This window comes from Mycobacterium sp. ITM-2016-00317, assembly GCF_002968295.1.
Taxonomy (GTDB): domain Bacteria; phylum Actinomycetota; class Actinomycetes; order Mycobacteriales; family Mycobacteriaceae; genus Mycobacterium.
Genome location: NZ_CP134399.1, coordinates 1,868,158 through 1,886,433, shown reverse-complemented (window position 1 = coordinate 1,886,433; position 18,276 = coordinate 1,868,158). Strand labels below are relative to the sequence as shown.

Annotated in this window: 13 protein-coding genes and 1 pseudogene; 3 read left to right on the top strand and 11 right to left on the bottom strand. The window is 69.5% G+C overall.

The features are described from left to right. The first annotated feature begins 161 nt into the window (after window positions 1-161). Window positions 162-797, top strand: a complete 636-nt coding sequence (locus C6A87_RS08950; RefSeq protein WP_311116908.1) for a hypothetical protein — start codon at window positions 162-164, stop codon at window positions 795-797. 494 nt (window positions 798-1,291) lie between these two features. After that, entirely contained in the window at window positions 1,292-2,002 is a 711-nt protein-coding gene (locus C6A87_RS08945; RefSeq protein WP_311116907.1) for an HAD family hydrolase, read from the top strand. On the opposite strand, the gene C6A87_RS08940 is transcribed toward C6A87_RS08945, so the two are convergent. The 7 genes and pseudogenes from C6A87_RS08940 to C6A87_RS08910 all read right to left on the bottom strand — a co-directional run bounded on the left by C6A87_RS08940 (window position 1,992) and on the right by C6A87_RS08910 (window position 12,098). Next, window positions 1,992-4,817 (bottom strand): MMPL family transporter, encoded by a 2,826-nt coding sequence (locus C6A87_RS08940; protein WP_311116906.1) that lies wholly within the window; start codon window positions 4,815-4,817, stop codon window positions 1,992-1,994. The two genes, C6A87_RS08945 and C6A87_RS08940, sit on opposite strands and share 11 nt — an antisense overlap. A gap of 146 nt (window positions 4,818-4,963) precedes the next feature. Continuing rightward, window positions 4,964-6,493 carry a fatty-acid--CoA ligase FadD4 gene (gene fadD4 / locus C6A87_RS08935; RefSeq protein WP_311117864.1) on the bottom strand — a complete coding sequence of 510 codons (1,530 nt, stop codon included), beginning with the start codon at window positions 6,491-6,493 and terminating at the stop codon, window positions 4,964-4,966. A 2-nt stretch (window positions 6,494-6,495) separates the two neighbouring features. Then, a complete protein-coding gene (locus C6A87_RS08930) occupies window positions 6,496-7,521 on the bottom strand; it encodes a spirocyclase AveC family protein (protein WP_311116905.1) in 1,026 nt (341 codons plus the stop codon). Continuing rightward, the gene (locus C6A87_RS08925) at window positions 7,518-8,522 is read right to left on the bottom strand and encodes an LLM class flavin-dependent oxidoreductase (protein WP_311116904.1); all 1,005 of its coding nucleotides are present in this window, start codon (window positions 8,520-8,522) and stop codon (window positions 7,518-7,520) included. The genes C6A87_RS08930 and C6A87_RS08925 overlap by 4 nt, the downstream gene beginning before the upstream one ends. Window positions 8,523-8,528: 6 nt before the next feature. Further along, window positions 8,529-9,392, bottom strand: a complete 864-nt coding sequence (locus tag C6A87_RS08920; protein WP_311116903.1) for a mycofactocin-coupled SDR family oxidoreductase — start codon at window positions 9,390-9,392, stop codon at window positions 8,529-8,531. An 11-nt stretch (window positions 9,393-9,403) separates the two neighbouring features. Continuing rightward, entirely contained in the window at window positions 9,404-10,957 is a 1,554-nt protein-coding gene (locus C6A87_RS08915; RefSeq protein ID WP_311116902.1) for an AMP-binding protein, read from the bottom strand. After that, window positions 10,936-12,098 (bottom strand): annotated as a pseudogene (locus C6A87_RS08910) (thiolase family protein). Before C6A87_RS08910 ends, C6A87_RS08915 begins: the two are co-directional and overlap by 22 nt. 48 nt (window positions 12,099-12,146) lie before the next feature. Here C6A87_RS08910 and C6A87_RS08905 point away from each other — a divergent pair. Continuing rightward, entirely contained in the window at window positions 12,147-12,602 is a 456-nt protein-coding gene (locus C6A87_RS08905) for an OB-fold domain-containing protein (protein ID WP_311116901.1), read from the top strand. Here the strand turns inward: C6A87_RS08905 and C6A87_RS08900 are convergent. From C6A87_RS08900 to C6A87_RS08885, 4 genes are read right to left on the bottom strand one after another with little or no spacing between them, the layout of a single operon-like run. Further along, window positions 12,576-14,741, bottom strand: coding sequence for an acyl-CoA dehydrogenase (locus tag C6A87_RS08900; protein ID WP_311116900.1), 2,166 nt, complete (start codon window positions 14,739-14,741; stop codon window positions 12,576-12,578). The genes C6A87_RS08905 and C6A87_RS08900 overlap by 27 nt on opposite strands. Continuing rightward, entirely contained in the window at window positions 14,705-16,168 is a 1,464-nt protein-coding gene (locus C6A87_RS08895; protein WP_311116899.1) for a phosphotransferase family protein, read from the bottom strand. The genes C6A87_RS08900 and C6A87_RS08895 overlap by 37 nt, the downstream gene beginning before the upstream one ends. Beyond that, entirely contained in the window at window positions 16,165-17,013 is an 849-nt protein-coding gene (locus C6A87_RS08890) for an enoyl-CoA hydratase-related protein (RefSeq protein WP_311116898.1), read from the bottom strand. The genes C6A87_RS08895 and C6A87_RS08890 overlap by 4 nt, the downstream gene beginning before the upstream one ends. Then, the gene (locus C6A87_RS08885) at window positions 17,010-18,275 is read right to left on the bottom strand and encodes a MaoC family dehydratase N-terminal domain-containing protein (protein ID WP_311116897.1); all 1,266 of its coding nucleotides are present in this window, start codon (window positions 18,273-18,275) and stop codon (window positions 17,010-17,012) included. Before C6A87_RS08885 ends, C6A87_RS08890 begins: the two co-directional genes overlap by 4 nt. Window position 18,276 lies beyond the last annotated feature (1 nt).

Here is an 18,276-nt window from a genome sequence, read left to right as displayed (position 1 = left end):
CTAGCCCGCCGCATCCGATGTCGCGCCGACACGCCGGGCCACTGTGACGACATGCCGTCAACACTTACGCAGTGACCTGCGGTTGAGTTAGTTTTAGGGACCGATCGCCAGTGGCAGCTGCCCGGCCGCGGCTCCCGGCGATCGACAGCTGGGGGTGCGCGATGGCGAGTTCGATTCGCCCGTGGGTGACGACCGGGGTTGCTCTCGTCGGCGTGGGCGTGATCGCATTCGCCCCCGTCGATCCGGGTCCGGCCTTCGCCGACGTCCCGATAACCAACTCGGCCGTCGACGTCGCCGCCGCTCCCAACCCGCTGGACTACTACCCGCAGATGCTGATGCGCTCGCTGGACAACGCCGGCGACCGCTTCGGCGAATACCTGGCCGCACCTTTGCCGATCGTCACGGCGGTCGCGGACAACCAGAGGGCCGCGTTCGCCGACGTCGTCGCCGCGGTGCGCAGTGGTGACCCGCTGGCGATCGCCGAGGCGGTGGCCCGTTCCGTCACCGTCCCCGTGGTCAACCTGGTCAGGGTCGCCGGCTCCGGCGAGCCGTTCCGTACCGCCGCCGGTCTGATCGTCCGGCTCGCCCTGCCGGTCGCCGGCGGCGCACTCGCCACCGGTTCCGCGGTGCTCGACGTCGTCAAAGCGCTGCTCCGACTCGACGCCGTCGGTGCGTTCGGCGCCCTGACCAACATCCCGGCGCGGATCGTCGACGGTTTCCTCAACGGGCGCGTCGACGGCGTCGGCGACACCCGCCGGCCTGCTGAGCCCGCAGGCCACCACTCCGGTCGCCGGTGAGCTCACCGGCCCGGTCGCGCATCTGGTCGACTCGCTGCAGCGGATCGGCGACACCATCTCCGCACCGGCCGACTCCGGCGCGGGAGCAACCGACATCCCGAACATGGGTGCGGCGCCCGTGCGGCTGCCCGAAGTCCCGGGAGGCGCCGAGAAGCCGACCACCGCACCGTCTCCGTCCGGGTCCCCACCGGACGACGGCCGGGCCCCCGCCGACGGGAACGCCCCCGACCGGGAACCTCGAGACCCTCCGTCGGACTCCGGGGACCCGGACGACTCGGGAGACCCCGAGGACGCCGATGACCCCGCCGATCCGGTGGCGCCGGCCTCGGCCGCCGACGACGGGGAGACCGGGGAATCCGAGGCCCCGTCCGGAGGCGACACCGCCGAGCGCGGTGCCGCGGCCGAAGAGTCGGCTCCCGACAGCCGAACGACAGCAGCGCCGGGTAGCCGTGCCCCGAGTTTGAGCCGGGACGCTCGGGGTAATGCCACGACCCATGAACGACCGTGCTCAGACCAGTAACGAAACAGCCGCGCCTGCCGTCCTTTTCGACATCGACGGAACGCTGGTGGATTCGGTCTATCTGCACGTGAGCGCCTGGTTGCGTGCGTTCGACACCGAGGACATCCCAGTCGAGGGCTGGCGCATCCATCGGTGTATCGGCATGGACGGCACCACGCTGATGCGGACCCTGGCCGGCGACGTTGACGAGGACGTGCTGGACAGGCTCAAAGCTCGCCACAGCGACTTCTACCGGGAGACCTCCGGCCTGCTCACTCCCCTGCCCGGCGCGCGCGACCTCCTGCGCCGGGTGGCCGAGCTGGGACTGCAGGTCGTGTTCGCGACCTCGGCGCCCGAGGACGAATTGCGCTTGCTGCGTGAGGTTCTGGACAGTGATGACGTGGTGGCGGCGGTGACGTCGTCCGAAGACGTCGACACCGCCAAACCGAAGCCCGACATCGTGCACGTCGCGCTGGACCGGGCCGGTGTCACCGCCGACGACGCGGTGTTCCTCGGCGACGCGGTGTGGGACTGCGAAGCCGCCGGACGCGCCGGGGTACCGTCCATCGCGGTGCTGAGCGGCGGGGTGTCCCGCGGTGAACTGCGCGAGGCCGGCGCGAAGGACGTCTTCGAGAACCCCGAAGAGTTGCTGGCCAAGATCGAGTCGACCGTGATCGGCGAGCTGGCGCGCCGGATCAGCTCCTGATCCGGGCCAACCGGCGCTGCGAGGCCTGGCTGCGCACCCGCTGCGGCCACCAGAACCACCGCCCCAGCAGGGCCGCCACCGCCGGCGTCATGAACGACCGCACGATCAGCGTGTCGAACAGCAGCCCGAGGGCGATGGTGGTGCCCACCTGCGCCATCACGAGCAGGTCGCTGAACGCGAACGACGCCATCGTGAACGCGAACACCAGACCGGCCGACGTCACCACCGACCCGGTTCCAGCCATGGCGCGGATGATCCCGGTCTTCAACCCGCCGGGCAGTTCCTCCTTGAACCGCGACACGAGCAGCAGGTTGTAGTCCGACCCGACCGCCAACAACAGGATCACCGACATCGGCAACACCATCCAGTGCAGTTCGAGGCCCAGGATGTGCTGCCACACGAGCACCGACAGCCCGAACGACGCCCCCAGTGACACCAGGACGGTGCCGACGATCGTCGCCGCCGCGACGATGCTGCGGGTGATGATCAGCATGATGGCGAAAATCAAAGTGACAGCGGCGATCCCGGCGATCAACAGGTCGTAGAAGGCACCGTCGCGCATGTCCTTGTAGGTGGCGGCGGTGCCGGCCAGGTACACCGTCGACCCTTCCAGCGGGGTGCCCTTGATCGCTTCCTTGGCCGCGGTCTTGATCGGCACCACGCGCGAGATGCCCTCGATCGTGGCCGGGTCACCCTCGTGACCGATGATGAAGCGCACCGACTTGCCGTCCGGGGACAGGAAGTTCTCCATGCCGCGTTTGAAGTCGGCGTTGTCGAACGCCTCCGGCGGCAGATAGAACGTGTCGTCGTTCATCGAATCGTCGAACGCGTCGCCCATCGCGTTCGCGTCGTCCTGCTGCGCGGCCGTCTGGTCCTGCATGCCCTTCTGGCTCTGACGCATCGTCAGCATCATCGCCTGCATGTTCTTCATCGTCTCGATCTGACTCGGCAGCAACGCGACCAGTTGCGGCAACAGCGAATCGAGCCGCTCGAGCTCGGGTACCAGCTCCTGGATGTCGTCGGTCAGCGGGTTGATGCCGTCGAGGGTGTCGAACACCGAACGCAGCGCCCAGCACACCGGGATGTCGTAGCAGTGCGGCTCCCAGTAGAAGTAGTTGCGGACCGGCCGGAAGAAGTCGTCGAAATCGGCGAGCCTGTCCCGGATCTCGGCGATGTCGACCGCGGTCGCCTTCGTCTTCTGCACCAACTGATGGGTGGTCTCCGACATCTGCTGCATCAGCGCCGACATCCGGGTCATCGTGTCGATGGTGGTCTGCAGCTCGTCGGCCTGCACCAGCATGTCGGCCATCCGGTCCTGCATGTACTTCTCGTTGAGCCGTTGCGTGGTGCCCTGCATGCTCATCTGGAACGGGATGGTGGTGTGTTTGATCGGCTTGCCGTCGGGGCGGGTCATCGTCTGCACCCGGGACACGCCGGGCACCCGGAAGATCGCCTTGGCGATCTTGTCGATGACGAGGAAGTCCGCCGGGTTGCGCAGATCGTGGTCGCTTTCGACCATCAGCAGTTCCGGGTTCATCCGCGCCGAGCCGAAATGCCGGTCGGCGACGGCGTATCCGACGTTGGCCGGGACGTCCTCGGGAAGGTAGTCCCGGGCGTCGTAGTTCGTCTTGTAGCCCGGCAGGGCGACCAGGCCGATGAGCGCCAGGGCCAGCGTCGCGGCCAGCACCGGCCCGGGCCAGCGCACCACCGAGGTGCCGATGCGACGCCACCCGCGGGAACTGATGGCCCGCTTGGGTTCGAACAGTCCGAAGCGGGTGCCGATCGCGATGACCGCCGGGCCGAGGGTCAGTGCCGCGAACACCGCGACCAGCGTGCCCACCGCGCACGGCACACCCATCGTCTGGAAGTACGGGAGCCGGGTGAAGCTCAGGCACAGCATCGCACCGGCGATCGTCAGTCCCGAGCCCAGCACGACATGCGCCGTGCCGCCGAACATCGTGTAGTACGCCGCCTCCGGGTCGTCACCGGCGCCGCGGGCCTCCTGGTAGCGGCCGACGGTGAAGATCGCGTAGTCGGTGCCCGCGGCGATCACCATCAGGGTCAGTAGGTTGACCGCGAACGTCGACAGCCCGATGAACTCGTAGTGCGCCAGCGCGGCCACCACGCCGCGGGCAGCTCCGAGTTCGACGAACACCATCAGCAGGATCAGCACCATGGTGGCGATCGAGCGGTAGACCAGCAGCAGCATCGCGGCGATCACGCCGATCGTGATCAGCGTGACGCGGAGGATGCTCTTGTCCCCGGCGCTGTGCTGATCGGCGACCAGCGGCGCCCCGCCGGTCACGAACGCCTTGAGTCCCTGCGGCGCGGGCGTCGAATCGACGATGTCCCGCACCGCCGCAACGGATTCGTTGGCGCGCGGCTCACCCTGATTGCCCTGCAGGTAGACCTGCACATAGGCGGCCTTGCCGTCGGTGCTCTGCGCGCCGGAGGCGGTGAGCGGATCGCCCCAGAAGTCGGCGACGTGCTGGACGTGTTCCGTGTCGGCTTCCAGCGCACGGATCAGCTCGTCGTAGTAGCGGTGGGCCGCGCCGCCGAGCGGCTGCTCACCTTCCAGCACGACCATCGCGCTGCTATCGGAGTCGAACTCCTCGAAATCGGCGCCGATCCGCTTCATCGACACCATCGACGGCGCGTCGTGGGCGCTCAGCCCCACGGTGTGGGCTTCCCCGACCTCTTCCAGCGACGGCACCGCCACATTGCTGAAGACCGTCAGTAGCACCCAACCGAGCACGACCGGCACCGCGAGCAGACGGATGATCCTGGCGATCCGGGACCGCCCGGCAGCTGCCATTCCCTCGCCCCCGATCAGGCCGCCCGGGCGCCCGCCCCGATGCCGTGCGCGTGACACATCGCGTGCCGCGTGTCATACATCTAGTCCGTCAAACCATCGGCTGTCAATCGGTGCTTGACAGGCAATTCACAGGTTGACCTGCGGCTTCAGCGCCGGTCGGCGGCGTGGCGCGCGGCGAGATCCCGCTTGTCCAACTTGCCGACCGCGGTGCGCGGCAGTTCGGCGGTGAACGACAGCGATCGCGGGCATTTGTAGTGGGCCAGGCGTGCGCGCAGCCAATCGAGAAGTTCGCCGGCGAGCGCGTCGGTCGCGTCCGCCGGATCGACCGTCTGCACCACGGCCGTCACCGACTGCCCCATGGCCTCGTCGGGAATTCCGAACACCGCCGCGTCCAGCACGCGCGGATGGCTGATCAACAGATCCTCGGCCTCCTGCGGGTAGATGTTGACGCCGCCGGAGATGATGATGTGGTGCCTGCGGTCGGTCAGGTACAGGTAGCCGTCGGCGTCGAGGTAGCCGATGTCCCCGACGCTGACCCAGCCGCGGTCGTTGTGCGCCGCGGCGGTCTTGGCTTCGTCGTTGAGGTACGAGAACGTGCCCGCACCTTCGAAGTAGATGTCACCGGCTGTTCCCGGCGGCAGTTCCCGGCCGTCCTCATCGACGATGTGCGCGGCTCCGACCAGCGGGCGTCCCACCGAGCCGGGGTGAGTGAGCCATTCCTCGGCGCTGATGAACGACACCCCGACGCCTTCGGAGGCGCCGTAGAACTCGTCGACGATCGGGCCCCACCACTCGATCATCTGGCGCTTGATGTCGCGCGGACACGGTGCCGCGGCGTGCACCACCCGGCGCAGCGTGGAGACGTCGTAGGCCGTGCGGGTGGCGGTGGGCAGCTTCAGCATCCGCACGAACATGGTCGGGACGAACTGCCCGTGGGTGACACCGTGGATCTGGATGGCCTCCAGCGCACCCTCGGGGGTGAACCTGTCCATGAGCACCACCGTGGCGCCGAGTGCCTGCGCCGACATCGACCAGAACGACGGAGCCGTGTGGTACAGCGGCGCCGGGGTCAGATACACGGCCTGCTCGTCGATGCCGACGGCACCGAGCAGCGGCGCGAGCATCACCCCGGCCTCGTCCGGCGAGCGATGCGGCAGCGGGCGGCGAATTCCCTTGGGCTTGCCCGTGGTTCCCGACGAGTACTGCAGCAGGTCGCCCTCCCGCTCATCGGGCAGCGGGCTGTCGGGGCACCCGGCCACGCATTCCGGGTAGCGCTGCCACCCGTCGAGGTCGGCGTCGGCGATCAGCCGTAGCCCGGGCAACCCGCGCGGCAGGTGCGGCTCCACCGCGGCGCACAGCGTCTGCAGCGCGGCCGAACCGACGACGGCCTCGGCGCCGCAGTCGTCGATGATGTAGGCGGTCTCCTCCGGCGTCAGGTGGGTGTTGATCGTCGCGTAGTAGAGCCCAGCCCGCCGGGCGCCCCACAGGATCGCGAGCAGATGCTCGTTGTTCTCCATCAGCACGGCCACCACGTCGCCCTCGCGCAGACCCGCGGCGCGGAAGTGCCGGGCGACGCGGTTCGCCCGGGATTCCAGCTCGCCGAAGCTGATTCGCGTGCCGGCCGGGTACATGACGAGCGCGGGGCGTCCCGTGTCGGCCCATCGGCGGATCTGCACGGTCAGGCCGGGGGCGGGCAGGGCGGATTGGGGTCGATACCGCACATGCCGTGGTGCACGTAGCTGGGCACGTCCTCGGCCGGCTGGACGTCGGCGTGCTGGTTGACGAAGTTGAAGCCCAGCATGAACACCATCATGATCAGGTTGAACACCGCCGTCAGCGCCAGGATGCGCACGACCGGCAGCCACCGGGTGTGGCGGATCTGCTCGATTCCCCTGTCGGTGAGCATCATTGCGTTGTCGTCCCGGAAGCAGTAGATGCCGATGGACAGCACGGTGACCACGCCGCCGAAGAAGATCCCCTCGTAGAGGGGGAACTGGTGCATGGTCCCGGGGAAGATCGCCCAGTCCTCGTTGACCCGCAGGTAGTGCCACGCGCCGATCCGGTGGAAGAACTGTTCGGCCACGATGCACAGCACGGAGAACAACGCGATCATGAACGCGATCACGCCGGCCTTGTTGATCCGCGGGAACCTCTTGCGGACCGTCTCGATGAGCTTGTCGATGCCCATGATCGCCAGCGGGGTCAGCACGATGTAGCTGGCCAGGAAGTAGATGATCGGCTGCGGGTTCTCGGGCCCCTTCTCCACCCAGCCGGGGATGAACTCCCCCCAGGTGCCCATGTTGAAGAAGCCGCCGCTGTACCCGAACACCGGACGCACGGCGTTGACGCCGACGTCCTGCCAGGCGGCCAGCAGCCAGGCGAAGACGAACACGCCCAGCGTGGGGAACTGCCGCTCGCGGCGCATCTTGGCGATGATGAACCAGAACAGGCCGACCCCCAGCACCAGGCAGCCGATCTCCCAGAACCGGATCCAGGCAATCGTGGCGCCGGGGATCGCGTCGGGTCCGTTCGGCGACGGCGTGAACGCGTCGGAGAAGATCCAGCGCAGGTACACGTAGGCCTGGAAGACCACGAACACCGCGCCGAGGCGGGCCAGCCAGACGATCGGCGGCGAGTCCTTGGCGCCGGTCCAGAGCCGGTCGAAGTTCTCCGATTCCGGCCTGGTGGTCTGCTCTGCGGTCACAGCACAGCTCCAATCTCTGCGAACAGTCCGGCGATCTGCCCGCCGTAGAAGCTGCGGCGTCGGGGGCTCACCAGAAACCCTGGCGGGGACGCGAATCCGAGATCGGGCAGGCACCTGCGGGCCGACAGCATGGCGCGGGCCTGCGCGGTGTCCCCGCAGACGGCCATCGCGTGCAGCATCTCATCGCTGACGTGGGCACCGAGGTCACGCACGTTGCCTGCGCCGAAGTCCGCGCGGATCGCGGCGACCTCGTCCTGCCAGCCGTGCAGTTCGACCAGCGCGTCGTAGGTCCGGACGGTCAGGTAGAACGCGATCTGGCGTTTGGCGTCCTGGATCGCCCGGGCGGGGTTCTCGTCGTCGACGGCGGTGATGACCCAGCCCCAGCGAAGAAGCCCGGCGGGGTCACGCCCCGCCCGCTGCGCCCCGAGGTTCAGCTGCGGGTCCACCACCTCGTCCCACCAGCGGTCGGTGAACAGGCCGTGGCCGAGGATCCCGTCGGCGACGCTGCCCGCAGCGCGGATCATGTGGATGTTGAACGCTCCCAGCAGGATCGGGACGTCGATGGGCCCCAGCACCGGTGCCCTGACATACGCGTCGATCGAGTAGAAGTCGCCGTCGAAGCGGACCTTCTCGTCGTTCTCGGCGGCGAGGAAGGCCCGGACGCATGTGACGAGTTCCGTCATGCGCCGCGCCGGGTGGGTCGAGTCGACCCCGAACCAGTCGCGGTTCATCCGCGCGGTGCCGGCCCCCAGACCGAGGAAGACGCGGCCCGGCGCGATCTTGTCGAGGTGGCGCGCCGCCGCGGCGTGCACGAACGGGGACCTGGCGAACGCATAGGCGATCCCGGGGCCGATCCTGGCCCGCGCCGTGCCGTGCGCCATCTCCGCGGCGCTGACGTAGGCGTTGGCGTCGGCGAACTCCCCGGCGCAGAACGCCGCCGCGCCGGCCTCCTCACACCGCTGTGCGAGTTGCGTTCCCGGCCAGGGCATTCCCCATCTCATCGATGTTCAGAACTTCAGGCTGGCGCCGGCATCGACCTTGAGCTGCACGCCGGTGACGTAGCGCGATTCGTCGGAGGCCAGGTAGGTGACGGCGTGCGAGATGTCCTCCGGTTCGACGTACGGGATCGGCATGCCCTGCATCATCGGGAACGTCAGCAGCGCGTCGTCGAGTGCGGGGTGCTCGAGATCGGGCCGGAACATCTTGTACATCGCCTCGTGGTGCAGCATCGGGGTGTTGACGTTGGTCGGGTGCACCACGTTGGCGCGGATCGACAGCGGGGCCAGCTGCGCCGCCAGCGCCATGGTGTAGCGGTCGATGAACTGTTTGGCGAGGTTGTATCCGGCGCCGCCGGCCCCCTGGGGCCCCATCGCCGAACCGGGACCGGCCTTCTCGGCGAGCAGGCCCGCCACCGACCCGACCGTCACGATGGACGCTCCGGCCGAGAGATACCGCAGCGCGCTGTGCACGGTGTTGACCACGCCGACGAAGTCGACGTCGAACGCGTCGGCGAACGCCCCGATCGGTTGATCGCCCAGCGGGCAGATTCCGGCGTTGGCGACGACGACGTCGAGCTTGCCGAGTTCGGCGACCGCGGAGGCCAGCGCAGTCTCCAGCGCGAACCGGTCGCGGACGTCGACGGCCGCGGAAACCACCCGGTGCCCGGACTTCTCGACCTCCCGGCAGGCCTCCTCGAGGTCCTGCTCCGTGGACAGCGGGTACACGTTGTGCTCGATGTCCTGACAGATGTCGAACAGGATGATGTCGGCGCCTTCCTCGGCCAGGCGCACCGCGTGCCGGCGGCCCTGTCCGCGGGCGCCGCCGGTGACCAGTACCACCTTGCCTTCTACCCTGCCGTTGACCGTGCCCATGTCCGTGCCCTTCAGTCGTTGATCGATGACAGTTGCGCCCTGAGCAGATGCTTCTGCACCTTGCCGCTGGCCGTTCGTGGGAGTTCCGGGACGACGACGACCCGCTCGGGCGTCTTCTGGCGCGCCAGACCGCACGCGGCGAAATGCGCTGCGGCGTCGCCGACTCCGAACCGGTGCCCCGAGTTGACCACCACGAACGCGCACACCCGTTCGCCGTAGACGTCGTCCGCCGCGCCGACCGCGGCCGCCTCGGCGACCGCCGGGTGCCCGGCCAGGACGTCCTCGACTTCCTTCGACGAGATGTTCTCGCCGCCGCGGACGATGATGTCCTTCTTCCGGTCGGTGATGATGAGGTAGCCGTCCGCGTCGAGACGTCCGACGTCGCCGGTGTGGAACCACCCGTCCGCCATCCCGGCGCTGTTGTGCTCGGCGTCGGTGTATCCGCGGAACAGTTCGGGTCCGCGAGTGAGGATCTCACCCGCGTTACCCGGCGAGACGTCCCGGCCCGCGTCGTCGACGATCCTGACCTCGGTCCCCGGGCAGATCCGCCCGTCGGTGTCCGCGCGCTTGTCCAGCGGATCCTCCGGCCGCCCCAGACTGACGGTCGGGTGTTCACTCGACCCGTAGCAGCGGTAGGCACCGACACCGAATTCGGCGGCGCGGCGGATCAGCATTCCGGCGACCCCGGCTGCGCCGGTGGTGTACTCCCGCACACTGGACAGGTCGAAGCCGTCGCGCTCGGCGACGTCCAGGATGCCGGCCAGATGGATCGGCGCGCCACCGGAGCTGTTCACCGAGTGCCGCTGGATCAGCCGGGCCGCCGCCTCGGGGTGCCAGGTGTCCATCGCGACGGTGGTGTCGGCCCGGCACAGCATCCGCAGGATGCCGAGCGTGCCGGCGATGTGTCCCGGCGGGAACACCGACAGGGTGATGCGATCGTCTGTGGTGGAGCGCATTTCGTCGGTCGCGGCGAGCTCGCCCAGCAGGCTCGCATGGGTGTGCTGCACGCCCTTGGGCTCTGCGGTGGTGCCCGAGGTGTACACCAGCAGGCAACGGTCCTCCGGGTGCACCCCGGATACCGGCGCGAAGCCGGTGGCAGCACAGTCGGCCAGGTCTGCATAGGAGATGGTGCCCGGCAACCGCTCTCCGACCACGACGCGGTGGTCCAGGCCGGGCAGGTCGGCCAGCGCCGCCAGCGTGCCCGCGGCGTCCCGCCCGCGTGTGGTGCGGGCCAGGATCACCGCACACGCCCCGGACCGGCGTGCGATGGACCGGAGTTCGGCGGGTCCGTAGATCGGCACGATCGGCAGGACCACCGCCCCGGTCAGCCAGACCGCGGCGTGCGCGGCGAAGCACTCGCGCCAGTTCGGCAGCTGCACCGCGACGACGTCGCCGGGCCCGATACCCAGCGCGGTGAGTCCGGCTGCCAGCCGGCAGCTTTCGGCGAACAGTTCACCCAGTGTGGTCTGCGTGGGGTTGACGTCGCTGTGCACTTCCAGCACGGCGCCCGGATTCCGGCGGGCCGCAGCCACGATCTCGTCGGTCAGCATGTCAGCAGCACACATCCCGCGATCGGACCGCCACCGGCGGACACCACGGCGACCTCCGGCCGCTTCGGCAGCGCGGTCGGGCCGCGCGGCCGCGCAGTTGTTGCACGGCCTCGTACAGCACCCAGTACCCGTGCATCCGGCCGGCCGACAACTGCCCGCCGTAGGTGTTCAGCGGCAGTTCGCCGTCCGCCGCGATCCGCGTCCCGCCGTCGACGAAGGAGCCTGCCTCGCCTTCGGCGCAGAAACCGAGGGCCTCGAGCCAGGCCAGCGTCAGATAGCTGAATCCGTCGTAGAGTTCGGCCAGGTCGACGTCCCCGGGTGACAGCGCGGTCTTCGACCACATATCGGCGGCGGCGTCGGTGGCCGCCATGTTCGGGTAGTCCGGGCGTTCGTACCATCCACCCGCGCCGGACGCTCCGCCGGTGGCCTCGACGGTGACCGCACCGGAAGGGCTGTCCGCCCGGTGTTGCGGGGTGGACACCACGAACGCGATCGACCCGTCCACCGGCACATCGCAGTCCAGCAGCCCGAGCGGCGACGAGATGGGCCGCGAGTTCAGGTAATCGTCCATCGTGATCGGATCGCGGTAGACCGCCAGCGGGTTCCGGCCGGCGTTGCGCCGGGCGTTGATCGCCACCCAGCCCAGCTGTTCCTTGGTGGTGCCGTACACGTCCATGTGTCGGCGGCAGTGCATGGCCAGCCAGTTGGCTGCCGAATAGGCATGGGCGGCAAGCAGATGGTCGAACGGGCCGGGGCCCTTCGCGGGTTTATCCGTGGGCGGGCGGGCGCTCTGCTTCTGGCCTGACTCCACAGTGCCGCCCATCATCTGCACGGTGCGGTAGACGAGCACGTGGCGGGCACGCCCGGCCGCGACGGCCGCGCAGGCCTGCACCAGTGGTTCCAGCAGGCCGCTCGGCCCGAACGGTTCACCGAATCGACCCGGATCTGAAACACCGAGCAGCGCAGCGGCTTCGGCGGCCGGTGTGTCACCGAGGGTCACGATGCCGTCGATGTCGGCCGCGGTCAGCCCGGCGTCGGCGATGGCGGCCGCCGCGGCCTGCACCGTCAGGTCCGCGCCGGGGATGCCGGTGCGTCGACCGATTCGGGAGATCCCGACGCCCGAGATCACCGGGGCGGCCCCGCCTGCTGTGACCATCCGTCCCTTTCCGGCCTCATTGAGTTTAATCAGTGTACTCTTCTCGGGGTGTCTACCTCACCCGTTTCCGCGAAGCCGCCGCGGATTCTGCCCGCGGTCGACGACTGGTCCCGGCCCTACTGGACCGGCGGCGCCGACGGGCGACTGCGCATCGCTTTCTGCCGCGACTGCGGGCAGTACGTGCATCCGCCCCGGCAGGGGTGCCCGGACTGCGCGGGCGAACTGGAGTTCGTCGCGGTCTCCGGTGACGCGACGCTGTTCACTTACACCGTCGCGCACCAGCAGTTCCATCCCGACGTCCCAACACCTTTCGTGATCGCCGTGGTCGAACTCGCCGAACAGCCCGGCCTGCGGATGGTCACCAACATCGTCGAATGCGACCCGGCGGCACTGGTTTCGGGCATGCCGCTGCGGGTCCGCTTCGAGCGGCACGAGCTGGAGGCCGGGGCCGTGTTCGTCCCGGTGTTCGCACCGGCGTCACCTGATCAGCGGGTCCCGCGGTAGCCCGAGGATCCGTTCGGCGATCTGGTTGCGGGTGACCTCCGAGGTGCCCCCGGCGATCGTCATACCGCGCGACCCCAGCACCAGCAGCCCGGTCACCTTCGCCGGGCGGGACAACAGCGCGACGTCGGCGCCGAAGAGCTCGGCGGACAGTCCTGCGCGTGCGACCACGTGCTCGGCGATCAGCAGCTTGGTCACGTTGCCTTCCGGTCCGGGTTCGGCGCCGGCGACGCTGCGGGCGGCCCGGCGCAGATTGAGCAACCGCAGCGCATGATCCTCGGCGAGGAAGCGCCCCGCCCGCTCGGCGGCACCGGCAACCCGGTCACCGAAGCGCTGGGTCAGGTCGACGATCGTGCTCGCGGCACCCTGCGCACCGGCCGCTCCCCCGCCGATGCTGACCCGTTCGTTCCCGAGCGTCGCCCGCGCCACCGTCCAGCCGTCGTTCGGTCGCCCGACGACGTCCCGGTCGGGGACGAACACGTCGGTGAAGAACACCTCGTTGAACTCCGAGCCGCCGGTGATCTGCCGCAGCGGGCGCACCTCCACCCCCGGGGCGGACATGTCGATGATCACGGTGCTGATACCGCCGTGCTTGGACGCGGACGGATCGGTGCGCACGGTCGCCAGGCCCAGCTGGCAGTGCTGGGCGTTGCTGGTCCACACCTTCTGTCCGGTGACGAGCCAGCCGCCGTCGGCGCGGACCGCCTTGGTGCTCACTGCGGCGGCGTCCGATCCGGCGCCGGGTTCGGAGAACAACTGGCACCACACCTGGTCGTGACGCAGCGCCGGGTTGACGAACCGCTCGATCTGGTCCTGCGTGCCGTGCTGGACGAGCGTCAGGATCACCCAGCCGGTGATGCCGTATTCCGGTCGTTTGAAACCGCTTTGCGCGAGTTCCTGCTCGATGACCAACTGCTCCACCGCGTCGGCGGCGCGGCCCCACGGCTTCGGCCAGTGCGGCATCACGTAGCCCGTCTCGATCATCCGCCGCCGCAACTGCTTGTCGTCGAGTTCCGACCAGGACGCGAGTTCGGCGCGCAGCTCGGCGCGCAGTTGCTCGGCCTCGGGCGGCAGGTCGATCGAGTTCTCCCGGACCACCCCTTTGGCTGTCAGGGTGTACACGTCGGCCGGGGCATCCCGGCCCCCGAGCAGCCCGCGCATCGTCACCGCCCGCCGGAGGTGCAGGTGCGCGTCGTGCTCCCAGGTGAACCCGATGCCGCCGTGCACCTGGATGTTGAGCTCCGCGTTGTGCACGTATGCCGGGAACGCCAGCGTCGCGGCGGCGGCCGCCATCAGCGTGAAGGCCTGCTCGCCGGATTCGGCCGCCCTGGCCGCATCCCAGACGGTGGCGGTGCCCTGTTCCGCGGCGACCAGCATGTTCGCCAGGTGGTGCTTGACCGCCTGGAAGGTGCCGATGGTGCGGCCGAACTGCTCACGGACCTTCGCGTATTCGACCGCGGCGTCGACGCAGTCGTGCGCGCCGCCGACGGCTTCGGCGGCGGCGATGGTGCGCGCCAGCGCAAGTGCGGCCGCGGCGGCGCCCGGCAGCACGGAGTCGGCGGTCAGCACGACATCGGTCAGCGTGACCCGGCCCGAGCGCCGGGCGGGGTCGAGGTTGGCGGGCACGTCGACGGTGACGCCGTCGGCGGTCGCGTCGACGACGACGACGTCCTCGCCGACGACCAGGATCAGTAGATCGGCCAGCCCGGCGCCGAACACCACCCCTGCGTCACCGCAGAACCGGTCGCCCTCGACCGTGACACCGGGCGCGGCCCCGAACCCGGCGGTAAGGGTGCCGTCGACCAGCGACGGCAGCCAGCGCGTGCGCTGCTCGTCGTTACCCGCCGCCGAGATCACGGCCGAGCCGATCACCGTCGGGACGAACGGTCCCGGGGCGACGGCCCGGCCGAACTCCTCGGCCACCACCACCAGCTCGGGCAGGCCGGCGTCCGCGCCGCCGTACTCCTCGGGAATGTGCAGCCCCAGCCAGCCCAGGCCGGCCAGCTCGGCCCAGAAGGCCGGTCTCGCCTCGGTTTCGGCATCCAGGAGCTCACGGGCCGCGGTGCGGGCACCACGGGCCTGCAGGAAGGAACGGACGACGCCGGCTAGCTCACGGTGGTCTTCGGTGATGGCGATACCCATCGGTCTCGTTCTCCTCGCTCGAGGGTGGGGGGTTGGTCGGGATGCCGCAGCGGCGGCCAGGTCCGCCGGCCCAGTGCCCCGGAGGCGGTGCGGGTCAGGTAGTCGTCGCGTTTGATCCCGCGCCACAGCTGGGTGACGTAGTCGCGGTCGGTGATCTCTCCGCGGCCGGCCAGTTCCGCGAGTGCCGCGCGCCCCTGGGGCACCGAGCGCGGCGCCCAGCCCAGCACCGCGGCCAGCTCGGCGGTCTCCTGGGCATCGACCACCGCACCGATGCGATCGATTTCGGCGAGGTACTTCATCAGTCGCGCAGCACCTTTGACGTACCGCAACGCCAATGCATCGGTCGAGCGGGCCGCGGCGCCGGACATGGCCGCAGCGGCGGCCTCGTACACCGGCGAGTGCTCCGAGCGGGTGTCGGCATCCGTGTCAGGGGGGAGTTCGACGTCGACCTCGGGTATGCCGACGACATGCGCGAGCGCCTCCACCAGCAGGCGCCGGTGCAGCATGCCGTAGATCAGGCTGTTGCCCGCATCGGGTGACGCGGGCGGTGCGGAGGCACGGGTGTCGATGCTGCCCGGGCTGATCGAGGCCAGCCGGGTCTCCGCGAACAGCCGGTAGTACCAGATCCGGCCCTCGTCGATCCGGTGGCCGGACAGCTGCTCGTACTCGGCCAGCCGCGCCGGGAAATCGGTGAAGGTGTCCTGCACCGTGCGCAGTGACAGCCACGCGATGTCGTCCATCGGATCGCCGAAATGGGCGAGCTCCCAGTCGACGACTGCGGTGACCACACCGCCGGAGTACATGAAGTTGCCGGGTCCGGTGTCTCCCTGCACCATCACGGTCGGCCCGTCGTAGTCGGGTACGTGCCGGTCCAGCCAGTCGATGCAGAACGCCAGCAGCGGTGCGGGTTTGCCGTACCTGCTGAGTCGCGCCCGCATCGCGGCGATCTCCGCGCGGACGTGCCCGGCGACCGGGCCGGCCGGGCCGAGGCTGGGGATCGTCAGGTCCCGCGCGTCGATCCGGTGCAGGGCAGCCAGTTTGTCGATGAAGTCCCGGGCGGTCCGCACCTGTTCGTCGGGATCCTCGATCAGCCGGAACCAGGTGTCACCCCCAATCCGTTCCAACAGCACGGCCTGCAGGGTGGGGTGTGCCGCGATCACCCGGGGCACGGTCACGCCGTGCCGGTGCAGCTCGGCCATGATCTCGGCCTCGATCTGCAGCGGGTGAAAGGCACTGCCCGGATCGGCTTCCCGCGGGTCGTAGCGCAGGAACAGGGCACGCGACTGTGCGCCGGTACCGGCGTCGACGAACCACGCCTGCCTGCTCGCGCCACCGGGGACCTGCCTGACCTCGACCTCGTCCGCCCCGGTCACCTCCGCGATCCACTGCCGCAGGTCGGCCGGGATCTCGGGACGCCGCGTGCTCATGAGTGCGCACCCACTTTGTTCGACGCGCTCGCCAGCCACGCCCGGACCGCGTCGCGGTGTTCCTGGGTGAGCGCGCTGCGTACCATCCGCTCGCTTTCCGGCAACAGCGCCTCGGCGAGCGACAACCGCTGCGCGTCAAAGATGTTGGCTTTGGTGCCGGCGAACGCGGCGGTGGGTCCGGCGGCGATCTCGGCGGCCCAGCGCAGTGCCGCGGCGGGCAGGTCGGCATCGTCGACCACCCGGTTGAACAGACCGAGGCGCTCCCCCGCCGCGGCGTCGATCGGCGCACCGGAGACCAGCAGCTCCAGTGCCCGCGACGGCCCGACCAGGTGGGTCAGCAGCCAGGCACCGCCGAAGTCGCCCGAGAACGCCAGCTTCGCCCATCCGGGGATGAGCCGCGCCGACCGCGCGGCGATGCGCAGATCCGTGGCCAGCGCGATGCTCATTCCGGCTCCGACCGCCGCGCCCGGCAGCGCCGCGATCGTCACCTTCGGCATCGAGTGCAGCAGCGTCACCATCCGGGCGTTGTCGGCGAGCAGGGCGCTGCGGGCGCGGATCTGCTCCTCCGGGTCGCCGGCGGGGACATCGTTGGCCGAACCGCCGTCGCGCACATCACCGCCCGCGCAGAACGCGGTCCCGGCGCCGGTGACGAGCACGCACCCGACGTCGACCGAGTCGGCGAACCGTTCCAGCAGCCGCGGCACGGCTTCGTACATCTCGGGATGCAGCGCGTTGCGGCGCTGCGGCCGGTGGAACGTCAGCACGGCGACCCGGTCGACGATCTCGGCCCGTACGGTGTCCGTGCCGGTGTCGACCGATTGCGCCCGGTCCCCCGGCACCGTCACCTGCCGCGCGACAGTTCGTTGTGCCGGGCCATCATCGCCCCGGCCTTGCGGCGCAACTCCTCGTCGGGTTGCGGCAGCACGACCGCGCCGAACTCGCGGCTCGGCAGCGCGACAGTCGCGGTGGCCGGTGCGGTCACCTCGCCGCGCTGGCTGGTGGCCCGGAACTCGAGGTCGACGACCGCGTTGCCGTTCTCGACGCGCTTGCCGGTCACCTCACCGGTGATGAACTGGGTGTCGCCGATGTAGTTGAACTTGCGCATCTCGTCGTGCTGGCGCACCAGCCACCCGTCGTCACCCATCCAGTCGGTGACGTAGTGCGTCAGCCAGCATTCCCGCATCACGCCGTAGTCGTAGGCCATCGGGTTGCCGATCGACTGGGACCACTCGTTCTCCCAGTGCAGGCGCTGCGCGACGTCCGGGATGCCCGCGGCGTTCTTGATGTAGAACTTCGGCACCCGCTGCCGGTTCCGGTAACCGACACGGGCGCCGCCGATTCCGTACGGGCCGAAACCGTAGCCCCCCGAGTGGAAGCTGATCATGTCGGTCAGCGTCAGCGGACCCTTGACCATCTTCGGCAGCGCGTCGCCGACCGCGACGTCCTCCCACCACCGGGGCTCGGCCCCACGCGGGCCCTCCGCGGCGTAGATCTCGTCGATCTCGGCGATCTGCTCGTCGGTGTAGCTCGCGGGCTTGAGATCCATGTACTTGCCGCGTTCGCGCGACTTCTTGCGCTCGGTGGCGATCAGGATGGTCCGCTCGATCGCCACGACCTCCGCACGCTGGTTGATCCGCACCGCACGCCGGATCCTGATGACCGAGCGGCCGGCGTACTCGCTGTTCTTGACCTCGGTGGACTCCATGCCGCCGAAGCCGTACAACTCGTCGCCGGGCCGCACCGGCTGGAACCACTCGGTGTCCTGTCCGGACACGAACAGGTGCACGCCGGAGAACAGGCCCTTGGTCGCCTTACGGATGTCGTCAGGAATGGGATCCCCCAGCATCTTTCGGGACAGCGCGCTGTGGATCATCGGCGGCGCGATCGGACCGCCCCACCGCGTGCCCGCCGCATACTCCGGATCGACGTAGAGCGGGTTGTCGTCGCCGTAGCCGATCGCGAACTGGCGGATCCCGTCCACACTCAGGCAGCGGTGGTGTTCGTCGATGCTGATCGGGGCATCGATCCCGAGCAGGAGTTGGGCCCGCTCGATGTCCTCGTCCTTGATCGCGTGGTCGAAGTCCTGGGCCTGTTCGGTCTGTGTCATG

What these genes read in the sequence shown, in the direction of transcription:
- C6A87_RS08895 (WP_311116899.1), bottom strand. Translation starts at nt 16,168, where the DNA reads ATGAGCACGCGGCGTCCCGAGATCCCGGCCGACCTGCGGCAGTGGATC.
- C6A87_RS08940 (WP_311116906.1), bottom strand. Translation starts at nt 4,817, where the DNA reads ATGGCAGCTGCCGGGCGGTCCCGGATCGCCAGGATCATCCGTCTGCTC.
- C6A87_RS08925 (WP_311116904.1), bottom strand. Translation starts at nt 8,522, where the DNA reads ATGAGATGGGGAATGCCCTGGCCGGGAACGCAACTCGCACAGCGGTGT.
- C6A87_RS08920 (WP_311116903.1), bottom strand. Translation starts at nt 9,392, where the DNA reads ATGGGCACGGTCAACGGCAGGGTAGAAGGCAAGGTGGTACTGGTCACC.
- C6A87_RS08885 (WP_311116897.1), bottom strand. Translation starts at nt 18,275, where the DNA reads ATGACACAGACCGAACAGGCCCAGGACTTCGACCACGCGATCAAGGAC.
- C6A87_RS08945 (WP_311116907.1), top strand. Translation starts at nt 1,292, where the DNA reads ATGAACGACCGTGCTCAGACCAGTAACGAAACAGCCGCGCCTGCCGTC.
- C6A87_RS08950 (WP_311116908.1), top strand. Translation starts at nt 162, where the DNA reads ATGGCGAGTTCGATTCGCCCGTGGGTGACGACCGGGGTTGCTCTCGTC.
- C6A87_RS08900 (WP_311116900.1), bottom strand. Translation starts at nt 14,741, where the DNA reads ATGGGTATCGCCATCACCGAAGACCACCGTGAGCTAGCCGGCGTCGTC.
- C6A87_RS08915 (WP_311116902.1), bottom strand. Translation starts at nt 10,957, where the DNA reads ATGTGTGCTGCTGACATGCTGACCGACGAGATCGTGGCTGCGGCCCGC.